Raw genomic sequence first — 16,271 nt, forward strand, 5'->3', positions numbered from 1 at the left:
GAAGCAGGGGGAGAATTATTTTCTTGTCTATTCTTGATTTGCTGTAGATAATTTTCGGCAGTCGTAAATTCTAGCTTCGGGAACAAAGGAGATTTTTGCCAACGCTGAGCAGTTTCTAACATATCACGAGTGGGACCGCCACCGTGGTCACCTACGCCAGGAAGCCAAAGAGCGTCAGAAAGACCAGTTTGGGTTTGCCATTCACAAGCGTAGGACGCCATTTTAACAGGGTCGATACCTTCACCAACAAGGGCAGACATATAGCTAAAGATTTGACTACCGTCAGGCGATCGCCACCAAAAAGCACCATAATCAAACTTCGTCGTATCATTCCAGCGCAACTTCTGAGTCACGAAATACTCAACACCAGCACTCGCGAAAAACTGCGGCAAAGTTGCACAAAAACCAAAACTATCTGGTACCCACACAACAGAAGAAAGCTTGCCAAACTTCTCCAACACATAACGCTGACCATACAACAACTGACGAACAATAGATTCACCAGCAATTAAATTCAACTCCGGTTCAACCCAAAAACCTCCCACAACTTCCCAACGCCCAGCTTTCACCGCTTCTTGAATCGCATCAAACAAATCCGGACGATGTTCTTCAATCCAAGCATAAAGCACCGGCGAAGAATGACAAAAAATTAACTCCGGAAAATCTTGCTGGAGTTTAAGAACCGACTCAAAAGTACTTTGTGCAGCCTTCCAAGTTTCACTCACAGGCCAAAGCCAAGCTAAATCAAGATGAGCATGACCCAATAAGTAAATTTTTGAATTAATATTTTGTATCTTCGATTCCAACAACCTCTGACGAAGAGCAAACAGTAAATTCTCAAACTCTTTCTTCTCTTCCTTGGCGTCCTTCTCTTCGAGACGGCTTCCGCCGAACGCGCCTATGTCCTGCGGACACGCTGCGCTAAGGCGGTTCGTTTCCTTCCAATCAATCCCCGCCACAGTCCCCGCCAAATCCTCCAAACTCTCAGGCTCAAAAGTTTCCAAAAACCGCTGCATCACAGCCAACTCATCAGCCACAAAACCGGGATCAGGATGATTCTCATCCGTAGACTCATAAATCAGGAGCGACTTTACAACAGCACCATCACAATGACTCGGACTCACCAAACGCAAAGCTATGATAAACTCATTTCCTGGTGTCACCCTAGAACTCAGTAGCACTCTCAGTGAACAATCAAACAAATCTCCCTCAAGTACCAACTTCCCATTGACATAAACTTGAGCAGAGTCCGCCCACCAAACCAACGATAGCCGCAAAGACAAGCCCTTTAGCGGGTAACCCTGTAAATTCTGGGGAACAACCAATTTTTGTACTAACCATATCACTTTTTGCCCCCCAGTCCAAGCAATGTGTCCTTTGGCGTTTAACTGGGCAAGATTCCAAAGCGAAAAGTCGCAGGTGCTAACATCAGCCACAGATAAGTCAGCTTCCAAGCATTGCCAGGATGACAAATTATTCACTCTTACATATGATCGCAACTTCTCAATTGCTTCCGAGATAAATTTAGTATTGGCTTGAGATACTGGAGAGGTCATAATTTCGCTAAGATGAGGAAGCTCATAATCATCAACAGTCTTTGATTTATTGTTTGGTACGAGTCCAACAGCTCAGCAACACTCTTAATAAAAGTTCACCTAGTCGTTACGCATTTAACTTGTACACAGCTAGGGACTAGACCAATTGCTAGCACTGGTTGTTTTCTTAATTTTGAACTTTGAATTTTGAACTTTGAATTACTTATGCCTCCTGCTACCCCTGGTCGTTATCAAAGCAGACTTTTTAACTTTTTCCACCAGCAATCTCGGCGCTGGGGTCAACAGTTTGAGCGTACCATACGGCATGTACAAGTCGCAGCTAATTGGTCATTAGAGGCTCTACTTACGAGCGTGTATCTGCTGATTCGCCAAGCAACAGAGTCAGCTGGTAAACAACTGCATACAAATGAGCAACAACCCAGGTTCCAGTTACAAGAAAATCAGACTGAGATTGTCGAAACTGTTTCTGTAGATACTCCCATTCAGCGAGTTCTAGAAGCAGCGGTGACTCTGCAAATTCCAGAAGCAGGGGATCAGGGAAGCACGGGGACAAATAACTCCCATTATCTGTGGATCCCTCATTTTCCTCTGTTCCCGACTGTCTCATCTCCCCTGACTCCTTCACTCTCTGACTCCCTGACTCCCTCATCTCCCCCAATAGTGCGGGGAATTGCTTCAGATTTAGGAAATCGCAATTTGGTACTCGTTACGATTGAAAATGAAATTCTCGATATTTTAACGCCCCAGCAGCAGGAAATATTGCAAAACCGGATTCTTGACGAAGTTGCAACATATTGGCATTCTTGCGAGTTAACTCAAAGCGAAGACCAAACAAAAGTATTATCTGAAATTGACCGTCTGTTGAACAAATTAACGGGTAGTAAGAAAAGCATACCTGCCCTACCTCAAGCAACGGGAACAGAATTTAAAAATCAGTATAAAAAGTTACCTAACCTTTCCCAAAAACTACCATTACTAGACACAGCGATCGCCCAAATAGAATCTCGTGCTGTAGTCACAATATCTCGTACGAGTGGACAATTGCTCCAAGCTGTTCAAAATCAGCTAAATATATTTATCTACGGTAAAGAGCAGCAACTGACAACTGAACAAAGATCATTAGATGGTAATTGGGAACATCAAGCCTCAAAAATCCAAGCTCTAATTTGGGGGGCAATTAACTATTTTTTTGGCGAACGCAACACTAATAAACTAGAGCAAAAAACTCCAACAAATAGTATTGACGCGTTATCAATAGGTTTCAAGAATCAACCAAAAACTGTAAATTTACCACAGCGTCCTTCTTCCTCAGTTTTGCCGGAAAGCCCTGATTTACCAAGCGAGAATATAGAAGATCCTTGGTTAACTATGGATGATTTGTTTGGGGATTTGCAAGAGGTTACAGAGGTTGTTAACGAGCAACAATTATTAGTGACATCATCTGAGTCTCCAAAATCTGCTCTCCCCGCAAGTCCTTCTGAGTCTCCAAAGTCTGCTCTCCCCGCGAGTCCTTCTGTGAAGATAAGGAGACAAATCAATTTCAAATCGTTCAGCGTCCTGAGTCAAGCCAAGGAGCTAATTCAAAATTCCAAATATTCCCTACGGTCAAGCTACGAAAATAAAATTTGGAAGTTCTCCTCATCTTCCGATTCCCCTATTTCTCAATTTGAAAGTGATAGCAACCTAATTAAGGATAACAAGGGAGAAATTCTTTATCAGCAGCAGAAAACGACTCAAGTTGAGGCAAAGCCAGATTGGATTGAAACACAAGCTCAAACGATTGGGTATGCAAAACATCCTCTGGAGCAAGTTCTTGAATGGCTAGACCGCATCATGCTTTGGCTAGAAGAAATTTTCGTGAAAATTGGTGTATTTTTGCGGAAGGTTTTGCGAATCAAATAACATTTGAGCTATCATAGAAATACTATCCATCAGCTGCTGCTCTGTCAACTCACCGTAACCAAAGATAAATTCACCTTGAGAGTGCGGTCCCAGATAATGAGGTGCAGCAGACATCATGCTGATACCATGCAAGACAGCACGTTGGATAATCTCTTCATCACTGAAATCAGTGTGTAGTCGCACCATGACATGAATTCCTGCCTTTTCCCCTAAAATCGTTGCTTTTTCCCCAAAATGAACATTTAATGCCTTCACAAGCGCTTGACGACGCTTATCGTAAAGCGATCGCATTTTTCTAATATGGCGTTCTAAATGCCCTTCGTTGATAAAGTCTGTAAGAACTTGTTGTTCTAGTATTGGTAAGTGGCGTAGACGCGAAGCGGCTTGTCGTCAGACATCGCTCAACCATTTACCACGAGCTAAAGCAGAAACCAAATTTTTTGGCAGTACCAAATAACCAATCCGCAGCGAAGGAAACAGCACTTTGGAAAACGTACCAATATAAAGTACAGAATCACTGCGATCCAATCCTTGCAAAGCTGGAATAGGTCTGTCACCATAACGATATTCACTATCATAGTCATCTTCGATGATCAAAGCTCCCGTTTTTCGTGCCCAAGTGAGTAGTTCCAAGCGTCGGGGTAGCGAAAGTATTGCACCAGTGGGAAATTGGTGAGAAGGTGTCACATAAACAAGCCGGATTTGTTCGCTAGAATGGTGAGCTAAGTTTTTAACCACCAAGCCAGACTCATCCACAGCAATAGGTAAGAGTTTAGCACCATGAGTCTGAAAGATGAGCCGTGCGCTTAAGTAGCCTGGGTCTTCTAAACCGATAACATCATCAGGTTCAATGAACAAGCGGACAATTAAATCAAGTGCTTGCTGCGTACCATTGACAATCAGCACTTGTTCTGGTAAAAAGTTCACAGCGCGAGAACGAGAGAGATATCGAGAAATAGCTTCCCGCAAAGGTTTGTATCCTAGAATATCCCTTGAGTAATCGAGCCATTGCAAATCAGAGCAACAGTGATGAGAAAGTAGCCTGCGCCACAGCTTGATAGGAAACTGCTCTAAAGCTGGTCGTCCGTAGCGGAAGTTAATCGCCATTTCAGGTTCAGGAATTCTGGGGACATCTTCTGTCTTAATTAAATAATCACCATACTTAGATAATTTGACTGGTGAACGAGTCATCTTTCCAGTTGATGGAATAGGCGCTGAACACAGTAAATCATCAGGAAGTTGAGTGCAAACAAAAGTACCAGAACCGACAACAGTTTGTATGTAGCCTTCACTCAAAAGTTGATCGTAGGTTTGAGTCACAGTCGTGCGAGAAATTCCTAAAGATTTGGCAAGCTGACGTGTGGAAGGAATGCGCCTTCCTGGTAATAACCTTCCGCCAAGAATGGCTTGACGTAGTTCTTCGTAAAGCTGTTGATGAAGTGGTAGAGGAGAATTACTATCCAGCGTAATGGCAAAATCCATACTTGCTGAGCTTTCAAAGTGGACTTATATCAAATCATAAAAGTGGCTCTTGTAAAAGACCACTATGGAGAATTACGCTGTTATTGTTGGAATTCAAAGTTCCTAAAAATGCTGATAGAAGGACAAATTAATATCAGAGAAGCAACTCCACAAGAAGACTCACTGATTGCAAAGCACTTTTACCAAATGTGGCAAGATATTGGCGTTCCTGATGACGCCATCAACCCTAACTGGCTTGAGATAACACTCCAGTTTATAGAACAGGCGCGTCGGGATTTGTTTTACAAAGCGTTTGTTGCAGAAGTTAATGGTGCAGTTGTTGTAGGTTCTGCAAGTTGTCAACTCTACTCAGGTTTAAACCCAAATGTTTTTATCCCAGAATACCGCAAATATGGATACATTTGGTGCGTTTACGTTGAGCCAGCTTATCGCAGACAAGGTATTGCTAAGCAATTAACCAGCACAACAGTTAACTATTTGAAAGCAGTAGGTTGTACGCGAGTGGTTCTTAACGCCTCTCCATCAGGTAAACCAGTGTATGAGCAACTTGGTTTTTCCAGTAGTAACGCCATGCATTTAGATTTGTAAAGTTACAAAACTCAATACTTACAGCAATTTTGTGCAATTGGAGTCCAAAAAGATGAGTACTTTAAATAATCAAATCAACCAGGAACAGTTCACTCCCACACAACGCACCTCAATTAAACGAGTTTCTCAGCGCGGTCATTATGAGCGTCAGCTTATCTATGAGATTTTAGATGAAGGGTTGATTTGTCATGTAGGATTTGTTGTAGATAACCAGCCGTTTGTCATTCCAACTGCTTACGGTCGTGTGGAAGACAAACTCTATATTCACGGTTCACCTGCAAGTCGGATGTTGCGTTCTCTGCTTACTGGTATCGAAGTTTGCGTAACAGTCACTTTGCTAGATGGTTTAGTACTGGCGCGTTCGGCGTTTCACCACTCTATGAACTACCGTTCTGTGGTTATATTTGGTACAGCTACCCTCGTGCAAGGTGCTGACGAAAAGCTAGAAGCACTGCGAGCTTTTACTGAGCATATTGTACCAGAGCGATGGGCAGAGGTTCGCCCACCCAATCGTCAAGAATTACAGGGAACTTTAGTGCTTTCCCTTCCGATTACAGAAGCATCTGCTAAAGTGCGGACAGGTCCACCACTGGATGATGAGGAAGATTATAGTTTATCTGTATGGGCAGGTGTTTTGCCTTTGCAAGTGGTTGCTGGTGATGCGATCGCCGATCCACGCTTGCATACAGGAATTACCCAACCAGATTACATACAAAATTATACACGTCTTTATGTGGAGTCTGAGTAGTAGTCAATACTGTAGGCGAAAATAAAACTTGTTTTGCTTGATTTTTCACCAATCGTCCATGTCCAATCGCACAACAGACAAGGTATCATCTGTGTAAAGGAAGAGCCTTGATCCCCTTTTTAGACCCTGAGAGTAACTAACTCTAAAGCCGGTGTAATCAAAAAACGGTCGAGAGATTTGTGTTTTTCAACAAGTTTGTAGATTGATAGGCGATATTTCTTTCCAAGCTTCTGATTCATTTGCAGCACACCAAAGGTCATATTTCTGCTGAAGATTTAACCAAAGTTCAGGAGTGGTTTGAAATGCTCTAGCCAATCGAAGCGCCATATTCGGTGTAATGCTTGCCTGTTCATTAACTATCTCAGATACAGTTTTACGAGATACATCAAGAATTTCGGCAAGTTCAGTGATTGTCATGTTAAGAGGTTCAAGGTATTGACGCTTGATTAATCCTCCCGGATGTCTGGGTTTTCTTTTAGTAATCATGATTTCAAATTTTAGTGGTAATCCTCGTAGTTTACGTCGTAAGCATCCCCATCCTGAAATGTAAAGGTGACACGCCAATTTTTGGAAACAGTAACTGACCATTCTCCTTTTCTGTCTCCTTGTAATTGATGAAGTCCAGAACCAGGGTATCGCATGTCCTGAATTTCAGAAGCTGCATCAAGTCTGTCAAGTATGTCTAAAAGCTTATCCGCAAAAGATGGGTTGATACCGCTTCTATCATCATCTTCAAAAAGCTTTTTTAGTCCTTTATGCTTTATAGTTTTAATCACATCCCTAATTGTAACCCTTAGGGTTACATCTGTCAAACGCCAAAATTCATTGTGAGGCGAGAAAAAATAGGGAAGCAAGGACTCACGTAAATCTCATCATATTCACTGAATAAATCTGACGGAATCAATCACTAATCCCGCCTGACACCATTGACAACTGGCTTAACTTCAGAAGGATCAGAAAATGGATCGGTTCCGCCACTCCAATTGAAGTCGCTAATTCGGAAACTTATACCACCTAATTCTTGCACTGGATTGTAACGCAAGGTAATTCCATAAGTGCGGCGACTATACTCTACGATGTAGTCGGTGCTGGTACGTGCCCCAGTGTCCAAGTTGATTGTTGTTTGAAAGCCAACCCGGAATGGACCGTAAATTTGCTGTACAATTTCACCACTAAATACTCTGTTATCAACAGAACGGTCAAATTTGAAAGGCGATAAGCCACTATTTAGACCTTGGGAGTAACTAACTCTAAAGGCGGTATAATCAAATAAGGGTCGAGAGAAATGACCAAACTGCCCTTCTAGACCAACCGTACCACTAAAGGTGTTTTGAGTATCACCACTGCTGTAATAACTAGTAGTACCAGTCAGCCCAGCAAAAGTTTGAACAAAGGGAACGACTGGGTTTGGTGTATATCGTAATCCCTCAGTGGGTGTCGGTGGTAATCCTTTTCCCCGCCAGAGTACAAAGCCTTTATTGAGAGCTGCACTCGCTTGCAGACGACTCAGTGAAATGCGATCATTATCTCGCTTAGGTTTGAGCAAGTCTTGGCGGTCTGTTTCAGCATCAATATATTGAGCACTGCCTTGATAGCTCAAAGTGACACCGCTGTTACCTAAAGGAATCACAGGAGAAGTAAGAATACCGCCAATACTACTCTGGACAGTTTGAAAGCCGAGGCTACCATTATAAAAGCGATCGCGATAACTATATTCAAATGTCGCCTTGTAGGGATTTTGATCACCTAATAACTGGCGCAGCTGCAAATTCGCCCGCAAATTGTTTTCTATATCCCCTAAGTCAAGACTCGTCAACAATGCAGAACCCGTTACAGTGGTTCGTGGACCCAAAGTAGAGTTTAATCTTGACTTGAAGCCAAACAGCGATACAACATTACCAATGTTACCAGTGACTGCTTTTTGAGCAAAAAATTCTGGTGCAATGCTAAATCTTGTCCCTTCTGTATTGATGAGTTGGAAGCTACGCTCAATAAACAAGCCGCCTCGCTTATCTCCATCAAAGCCAATAGATGCTATTGCAGGGGTAACGTCTCGCTTGTTACGGTCAATCACCTGCTCATCTTTGGGAATGGGTAGAGACGTTCGTTGATCCAAGACTAAACGTTGTCCCTGTGTCTTAATCCGGTCTCGTAAAGGTGTCTCTCGCGTCAGAGTCACTTTGTCTGCCCTGATGACTAACTCTGGAGGTGAAAAAGGATCGTTCGTCAGGCGGACATCTTTTGCTTCCCAACCTCGGGGATTAAAATCAACTCGTCCAGCTTCAAAACGTACTCGTCTGACTTGACCGCCTTGTTTTGGCACAGCTAGGTTATTCGCACCCCTTCTACCACCTACGTTAATGTTGAGTCCACCAGGACTGCTTGCTTGCAAAGGTTGATTTTCTATAATGCGATCGCTCAGAGGACGCGCTGGTGTTCCTCCCGCTGTGATGTCCGTGGGTAGGAAAGATAAATCTTGCCCTGCTGTTGGTAGGAAAATATCACCTCTGCCGTTTGTCAGTTCTCCATTATCTTGGACAAGGTTATAAGTAAAGCGCTCACCACGTAAAATTTGACCGCCCCGTGTTAAGGCAACATTTCCTTCTCCGACTGCAATCAAATTGTCTAAACTGACTTGCAGGCGATCGGCATCTACAACTGCTCCATCAAACCGCACAACCACATTACCTTCAGCGGTGACAATCCGCCGCTGCTCGTCATACTCCTGTCTATCAGAAGTCACTTCCACAATTCTTTCTCTGCCTGTCGGCGTTTTGGATGGTACAGTGGTTCCTGATGGTTGACTTTTTGGCTCAATTGTGCTGTCCGGTTGTCCGGTCGGTGCTGACTGATTTTGGGAATTTGGGGTGGGAGTGGACGGTTCAGTTGTTTGGTTGCGAGTCTTGAATTCTATTTGTACTGGTTGCTCAGTCCCTGATTTTTCTGTGAAAACGTTACCCTGATTTGGTGTTTGGGCTGTCTTAAGGTCGCGTCGCGTCTGGTTGTGAGATAAGTTCTCCAGTTTGGTGAGTGTTTGAGTAACTGGTTCTCCAGCAACGAATGTTTTAGTTGGTGCATTTGTACTGTCACCATTGGATGGATGAGAGGTTTCCGGCTGCTGTAGCGGATAACCGACTGAAACCTCACCCAATGAAGCTGCACTTTTAGAAGCGGTGATGGGAGAAAATTCAGGCGGTAAACTTTCCGGCTCATTTGGTGCGGCTAAAGTCTTAGCACTATAAATTAATGGCTTTTGCTCAGCAGTTTGGAGTGGAGGCGTTTCCTGTTGTCTTGCTGATTTCTCTTTATTTAGTGCTTTTGTGTCAGTCGTAACGACTGACATGGGATTTGCAGATTGTGAAGATTCGAGAATAGGAGGCGGTTCGGGCGGCGGAACTGGATGAGGCATAATCTAGCAGGAATCAAGCTAACAAACAGCCAATAAATAGCCGGAAGGACTTTATACATTGTGCCTTCCAGCTGTTGCCTTGGATCTAGATTAAGATTAAGGCAAGCCGCCCCGGAGGAGGACACGCTTTTGTATGAGAATAGCTCTGGGAGGTATTCCTATGCAGGCGACTGGCAAAAGAATTTCCCAATTTGAGCTAAGTGTCCTGTGGCGTATAATGTCGTCCGCCTTCCGGTAGTCGAAGAAAATTTGTCGCGCTTTTACTCGGAATCCTGACGACCAGGGTTACGAGCAGGGTCGTTCGACAAAAATCCAAAGACGAAAAGACTGACAAAGAAGGTAACAACTATATAAACAACGATTTTTAAAGTCAGCATTAGATATATCTCCTTCGGGTCTCTTGAAGCTTTCAGTGTCTGCGATGCACCAAAAGATAGCTCCTTTATCTTACCCAAATATTGTTCTCTTTTGAGAGAACACTGATAGTAGATGTCTAAACAGTTGCCTTGCGCCAAGTCGGTTGAGAGTCTTTTGCTTTGTTTCCAAGAAAACTTGGCAAATGATGTTAGCGCGCAACGAGTGTCCCAGTTGAGGGTTATCTGACGTTTTAATCTGTTCTATATTTACTGGACATCTTTGGACATCGGTCAATATTTCTTGCTTCAACCTGGGGAGTCGGCTCCTTCGGGTCCACAAGCGTTAAGTTCGGGGCGAACCGACCCTACTCCTTAATTTTAAGCGGTGAAACCGTTAATGTCTCTAGTTATGGTTAGACGTTTACTTGAGACAGATGTTTCCTACAGTCTCAACTTTTGACATCTTGGTAGGTTTCACAATGCCCTGAAATAAATTTTGGGCTTGTAGCTAAAGTCAGTTTTAACTTACTAAAACACTTATAAACATAGGTTTCTACCCGTTTTAACAAGTTTCAGCTATGAGCGAGAAATTTATTTCAAGGCAAGTCATTTAACCGACAGCAGAAAACTCTCGCTTGAAGAAAGCTTGTAATACTGTTTGGGCTATTTGAGGACTCGTCAAACTGATTTCTGCCTTAGATTGATTTGGTTCGGCATGTTCCACTAAATCATCTGGCACACCTATGCGTTTAACGGGAACAACGATGTCAGCATCTAACAGTGCTTCTGCAACTGCTGAACCGAAGCCGCCCATAACACAACCTTCTTCCAAGGTGACTACGCGCCCAATTTTCTCAGCCAATGGGAAAATTAATTCGGTATCTAGAGGTTTAGCAAAACGGGCATTAATCACAGTGGCTTCGATGCCATGTTCACTGAGAATTTCCGCAGCTTGCAGTGCCGTATTCACCATTGTGCCGTAACCTAGCATCAACACATCATCACCATTACGGAGAATTTCTGCTTTGCCGATTTCTAGGGCTTCCCAACCTTCTTCCATCAGGGGAACGCCGTAACCGTTACCGCGAGGGAAGCGCATGGCAATTGGTCCTGTGGTATGATTCACACCAGTGACTATCATTCGTTGCAGTTCTGCCTCATCTTTGGGTGCCATCAGTACCATGTTGGGAATGCAACGCAGGTAGGCAATGTCGTACATGCCTTGGTGAGTCGGACCATCAGCACCGACGATTCCCGCCCTGTCTAGACAGAAGAACACTGGCAGATTTTGGATACAAACATCGTGGATGATTTGATCGTAAGCGCGTTGCAAGAAGGTGGAGTAGATAGCGACGACAGGACGTATTCCGTCAGTTGCTAGTCCTGCAGCAAGGGTGACGGCGTGTTGTTCGGCAATACCGACATCAATATATTGATTGGGTAATTTGGCTTGCAGTTTGTCTAACCCTGTCCCTGTTGCCATTGCAGCGGTAATACCAATAATTTTGGGGTTTTGTTCGGCAAGTTTGACTAGGGTATGGGCAAAGACTTTGGAGTAAGCAGGGGGTTTAGGTTTACTGGAAGGAGCGGCTTTTCCAGTGGAGAGGTTGAAGGGGTTTTGGGCATGGTAGCCAACTTTGTCTAGTTCGGCAATTTCATAGCCTTTGCCCTTGACTGTTGCGACGTGTACCAAAACTGGTCCTGGGATTTGATGTGCTTGTTGGAAAGTCGCAATCAATTCCTCTAAATTATGCCCGTCCACAGGTCCCATGTAGGTAAAGCCGAGTTCTTCAAAAACTGCCCCTACTTTGGGAACAGCTAAGCGCTTCATCCCTTCTTTGATGCGCGCCAGTTCCGGAGAAAGGGATTCACCCACGAAAGGAATTTGCTTGAACTGTTCCTCAAAGTTATCTGTGAGAAACTGCATTGGAGGACTGAGGCGCATTTTGTTTAAGTAGCGGGGTATTGCGCCGACGTTGGGAGATATAGACATCTCGTTGTCGTTGAGGACAACAAGCAAGTTGGTTTTGGGCATGTGTCCAGCATGGTTGATGGCTTCTAATGCCATACCACCAGTCAGTGCACCATCACCGATGACAGCAGCAACTTTAAATTTTTCGCCTTTGATATCCCGCGCTAAAGCCATACCCAAAGCGGCAGAAATACTGGTAGAAGCGTGTCCTGCACCAAAGTGGTCAAACTTGCTTTCACCGCGCTTGAGATAACCAGCTATTCCATCTTTTTGCCGTAAAGTATGGAAGCGATCATAGCGCCCTGTAATCAGTTTGTGAGGATATGCTTGGTGTCCTACATCCCAAATGACTTTATCACGATCTAAGTCTAGCGTTTGGTAAAGCCCCAACGTCAACTCTACAACACCCAATCCCGGTCCCAGGTGTCCCCCAGTCGCTGCTACAGTTTGGAGATGTTTGTCTCGAATCTGATGGGCAATCTGTTGCAGTTGTCTAACTGATAAACCATGCAACTGGTTAGGATGGGTAATCTCACTCAAGTGCATATTGTAGTGTTTTCCTCTCTACTTTCTTCGTATTTTTGATTTTCCCACGCTCAGGTGAAGCAGTACCTCATACAGTCTCGCATTTATTTACCAAGACTGAAATTAAGGTACGGCAACAGTTGGAACGGAAATCAACACCTTTGCATTTACAAAGTTTTACGTAAATGCCCAGAGTCCTTAAAACAATGTATATGTTCACTTCAGGGAGAAGATTCTGGGTTATTATTACCTCCTGGAACTTCTGGTGTTTCGGCTTGTGGCTGTTGTCTTTGCAAATATTTACTTAATATATGAGCCATCTCCCCACGAGTCATGGGTTGTGAGGGTGAAAGATTGCCTTGTGTATCTGTATTGATGAATCCCTCAGTTGCTGCTGTGGCGATCGCCTTTTTTGCCCAACCCGGAATAGACGCTGCATCAGGATATTGGGAAAGTATTTCATTTACTGTTTGATCTGGAAACTGAAAGACTCCATATGCTTGAGCAAAAATCGCTAAAGCTTCAGCCCTGGTGATTCTTTGATTGGGAAAAAAAAGATTCCCGCGATAGCCTTTCATAATATCGGTTTTTAAGACTATCTGAATGTCATTAAACGCTGGATTGGAAGGAGGGACATCTGTCACTTTTACATTCTCCTTGGTGACGGCTTGTCGTTTCTCCAGATGAAAAGCTTTCACCAGAATAGAAGCTAATTCTGCCCGACTGAGCAAACGTTCTGGATAGAACTGTCCATCTGGATAGTTCGTCATCACTTTGGCAGCAACTACTCGTGCAATTGAGTTGGATGTTTTTTTAGTACTGGGTTTTTCTTGGGCAGAAACTATGTTAGGAACTAATTGCAATAGTGCGAGCAATGAAAGAGTACCTAGAAGCTGACGCATGATGACAACCGCTTTGAACTGCTACTGTGAATGCAAGAATTACCAACTTTGGTTTACCTGTTTGCGGAAAACACAGCAGATAATTAGACGAGCTTCTGTTTGGTAATGTTGCCTATACCGTTCTACAACACTAGGACAAAACTAGACAAAGTTAGACTTTGTTAGACACTGCCCAGATTGCTTCCTGTTTCATCCTGGAGATGTCGGCATCAAACCAGTCCACAGGCTTAAATTTGGATAGAACTTATCCTATTTATTGTGTTTTCTGAGAAACTTTGCTACTCTACCCCATTATTTTCGATCCTATTAAGGTTTCTGGTTTTTTCAACCGCCTTGTTACAGGTAGGATTACTCTTAAGAGTTTTGTTCAGGTTCTCAAGCCTTAAATTTTTCGCTCTTGTTTCGCGTTAACACTATTGTAGCACGTGGACAAATAGTCTAATAAAGTCTAACTTTGTCCAGCAATTAAGTTACAGTTCAAAACCCTAGAAAAATTCTCTCAAATCAAAACAACCACAACCAAATTGGCAGAGTCACCAGCAAAACCATAGAACCCATAGCCAATGCAGTGACAGCAAGGTCGCGGTCAAGATGAAAAGTTTCCGCAATCACCAGTGTAGCAAAAGCTGGAGGCATAGCCATTTGCAGGACAATCGCCCGTGCGGTTGTCCCAGTTAAACCAAAAAGTGGTAAAATACTACCTAAAATCAGTGGCACAATTAGCATTTTGATTCCTATGCTGATGCTTGCCCTTGGTAAACTGTGCCACGAAGTCAGTTTACTTAGTCGCATTCCAATAAGTACCAGAGATAAAGCAACACAACTCCAAGCAACTAACTCTAGCCAAAATTCCACTGGTGCAGGGATTTTTACCTCTCGAAATAGTAAGCCAAACCCAAAACTCCATAGATCTGGATTAATAATAATTGCCTTAATAACCTGCAAATGGCTATGAACACCACCACCAAAACGAGCTGCCAAGGCAACACCGAGTCCATAAGCCCCCAATGTTGTCCCCAGTAAATCATAAAACAACGCCCAAGCAAAGTATTGTGTACCAACTATTGACAGGGTAACGGGATAGCCAATATATCCTGTGTTACCCACCATTGCCGCTAAGATAAAACTGCCTTGAGTCGATTTGTGGGGAGCGGTATTTGTGAGATAAGCCTGTCCTTTAATTGCTGCAAGAGCGAAAAGTGCTCCTAATAAAATGGCTGAGTGGGCGATTGCCTACGGCAGAGCTTCGCTTAACGCTGGCGCAATCCAAATTTGTGCTGATAAGTCAGCCTTGCGTAAGAAGATGATAATACCTATCGGCACTCCTACCCAAAAAAGGAACTGTCCCAAACGGATAGGAACTGTCGTAGACAGCCTGCGTCCTAAAAGGTATCCTACTAGGACTAGGAACACTAACTTGAGATAGAGTTCTAGGAGGTTTGTCAAAATTAAACCGTAAGATGTAGATGCAAAATTTTACGTATTGCCTTCCCTTTTCTCCAGTTTACAATTTGTTATGATATTGAGCAAACGCAGGAGTTGAGCTTTGGATAATGCTGGGTTTTCCGAGAAACCGCAAAACAAACCATCTAGTTCCGGCGAAGATATTCCGGAAGCTTTGCGTGATACTCCTGATGCAGCAGCCAAGAAGGTCAGCATTCGCCCGTTGTTTTTAATCATTGGGGGAGTGGTGGGAGTTGTGTTGATAGCCGTTGTTAGCGGTTTTTTGTTTTTCGTTGTCACACCTAAAAAGACGAAGGATTCTCAGTCCCCCCCTGCTAGTTCAACTCCCGCAACTCCATCAAAATCGGGTAATTCAGCCACCTCAAAAGATAATACAGTTTTAGGTCATTTTGTTTACTCAGAAGCGCCTGAGTCTGAACTACAACCGATTTCTAATGATAGACGTATAAAAATGCGAAAAGCAGCCGCCCAAAAGTTTCTAGAAATGGCAGCAGCAGCGCGGAGTGCAGGTGTTGTATTAGTACCCGTTTCCGGTTTTCGCTCGATAAAAGAGCAAGAGCAGTTGTTTTTTGCCGTTGGTGCCCAGCGGAATCAGACTCCAGCGGAACGGGCTGCTGTTAGCGCTCCCCCTGGTCATAGCGAACATCACACAGGTTATGCTGTGGATGTTGGAGATGGGGCAGCACCAGCAACAAATCTCACGACCAACTTTGAAAAAACCAAGGCTTATCAATGGCTACAAGCTAATGCAGCACGTTTCAGCTTTGAGATCTCCTTTCCTAAAGACAATGCTCAAGGTGTGAGTTATGAACCTTGGCATTGGCGTTTTGTGGGCGATCGCGATAGCTTGGAAACTTTCTACAAAGCCAGAAATTTGAAACCTGCTCAGATCTCACAACAGGAAGAGTCGAGAAGTGGGGCCAGATGAGGGAGTGAGGAAGTGAGGGAACCACCAGACAATTTCGTAGCTTCCGTTATATAAATCCTGCTCAAACCTAATCAACACCTATCAAAGCTATTCAATTGGGTTTGAGTTTCGTTTACTTCCTGCTTCAATCTGGAGAAGTCGGCTTCAACCAGTCCACAGGCTTATACGGTCTAACTGACCGCGTTCTTCAAATTGATTGCCGCGTTTAAATCACGGTCAATCACGAAAGCACAATGACCACACTCAAACACTCTTTGAGATAGTGAGAGTGTTTCTTTTTTGGTTCCACAGTTAGAACAAGTCTTAGAACTAGGAAACCACCTATCAACCACAACCAGCTTTGAACCATACAGTTCGCACTTGTAAGTTAGCTGGCGACGAAATTCAAAGAAACTCATATCAGCTATCGCTTTGGCTAATTTGTGATTAGCCAACATTC

General features: G+C 43.7%; 13 protein-coding genes and 2 pseudogenes. 4 read left to right on the forward strand and 11 right to left on the reverse strand.

Going from position 1 to position 16,271, the window contains the following annotated elements; all coding sequences use genetic code 11:
- The coding region (locus DP116_RS17845; protein WP_479686324.1) for a glycoside hydrolase family 38 N-terminal domain-containing protein at positions 1-1,556 on the reverse strand (1,556 nt) is incomplete at its 3' end.
- Between the two features lie 204 nt (positions 1,557-1,760).
- Here DP116_RS17845 and DP116_RS17850 point away from each other — a divergent pair.
- Positions 1,761-3,458, forward strand: coding sequence for a hypothetical protein (locus DP116_RS17850; RefSeq protein ID WP_169156452.1), 1,698 nt, complete (start codon positions 1,761-1,763; stop codon positions 3,456-3,458).
- On the opposite strand, the pseudogene pdxR reads toward DP116_RS17850, so the two are convergent.
- A pseudogene (gene pdxR, locus DP116_RS17855) lies at positions 3,399-4,940 on the reverse strand (MocR-like pyridoxine biosynthesis transcription factor PdxR). The gene DP116_RS17850 and the pseudogene pdxR overlap by 60 nt on opposite strands.
- A gap of 108 nt (positions 4,941-5,048) precedes the next feature.
- Here pdxR and DP116_RS17860 point away from each other — a divergent pair.
- Positions 5,049-5,528, forward strand: coding sequence for a GNAT family N-acetyltransferase (locus DP116_RS17860; protein WP_169156462.1), 480 nt, complete (start codon positions 5,049-5,051; stop codon positions 5,526-5,528).
- 52 nt (positions 5,529-5,580) lie between these two features.
- Positions 5,581-6,276 carry a pyridoxamine 5'-phosphate oxidase family protein gene (locus DP116_RS17865; protein WP_169156453.1) on the forward strand — a complete coding sequence of 232 codons (696 nt, stop codon included), beginning with the start codon at positions 5,581-5,583 and terminating at the stop codon, positions 6,274-6,276.
- A 45-nt stretch (positions 6,277-6,321) separates the two neighbouring features.
- On the opposite strand, the gene DP116_RS30395 is transcribed toward DP116_RS17865, so the two are convergent.
- From DP116_RS30395 to DP116_RS17905, 8 genes and pseudogenes are all read right to left on the reverse strand, one after another.
- On the reverse strand, positions 6,322-6,453 hold the full coding sequence (locus DP116_RS30395) for a DUF3769 domain-containing protein (RefSeq protein ID WP_169156463.1): 132 nt from the start codon (positions 6,451-6,453) through the stop codon (positions 6,322-6,324).
- Positions 6,454-6,462: 9 nt separating this feature from the next.
- Entirely contained in the window at positions 6,463-6,762 is a 300-nt protein-coding gene (locus DP116_RS17875; RefSeq protein WP_169156454.1) for a HigA family addiction module antitoxin, read from the reverse strand.
- Positions 6,763-6,773: 11 nt separating this feature from the next.
- On the reverse strand, positions 6,774-7,052 hold the full coding sequence (locus DP116_RS17880) for a type II toxin-antitoxin system RelE/ParE family toxin (protein ID WP_169156455.1): 279 nt from the start codon (positions 7,050-7,052) through the stop codon (positions 6,774-6,776).
- Between the two features lie 131 nt (positions 7,053-7,183).
- A complete protein-coding gene (locus tag DP116_RS17885) occupies positions 7,184-9,685 on the reverse strand; it encodes a DUF3769 domain-containing protein (RefSeq protein ID WP_169156456.1) in 2,502 nt (833 codons plus the stop codon).
- 260 nt (positions 9,686-9,945) lie between these two features.
- Positions 9,946-10,062: a photosystem II reaction center protein I gene (locus DP116_RS17890; protein ID WP_169156457.1), complete on the reverse strand. Its 117-nt coding sequence runs from the start codon at positions 10,060-10,062 to the stop codon at positions 9,946-9,948.
- Between the two features lie 589 nt (positions 10,063-10,651).
- A complete protein-coding gene (gene dxs, locus DP116_RS17895; RefSeq protein ID WP_169156458.1) occupies positions 10,652-12,559 on the reverse strand; it encodes a 1-deoxy-D-xylulose-5-phosphate synthase in 1,908 nt (635 codons plus the stop codon).
- A gap of 200 nt (positions 12,560-12,759) precedes the next feature.
- Positions 12,760-13,440, reverse strand: coding sequence for an S-layer homology domain-containing protein (locus DP116_RS17900; protein WP_169156459.1), 681 nt, complete (start codon positions 13,438-13,440; stop codon positions 12,760-12,762).
- Between the two features lie 504 nt (positions 13,441-13,944).
- Positions 13,945-14,886 (reverse strand): annotated as a pseudogene (locus DP116_RS17905) (AEC family transporter).
- Between the two features lie 100 nt (positions 14,887-14,986).
- Between DP116_RS17905 and DP116_RS17910 the strand changes: the two are divergent.
- Entirely contained in the window at positions 14,987-15,832 is an 846-nt protein-coding gene (locus DP116_RS17910) for a M15 family metallopeptidase (RefSeq protein ID WP_169156460.1), read from the forward strand.
- 170 nt (positions 15,833-16,002) lie between these two features.
- Here DP116_RS17910 and DP116_RS17915 read toward each other — a convergent pair.
- Positions 16,003-16,271: RNA-guided endonuclease InsQ/TnpB family protein (locus DP116_RS17915; RefSeq protein WP_169156461.1), on the reverse strand; the 269-nt coding region annotated here is incomplete at its 5' end.

Source organism: Brasilonema bromeliae SPC951 (genome assembly GCF_012912135.1).
Lineage (GTDB): Bacteria > Cyanobacteriota > Cyanobacteriia > Cyanobacteriales > Nostocaceae > Brasilonema > Brasilonema bromeliae.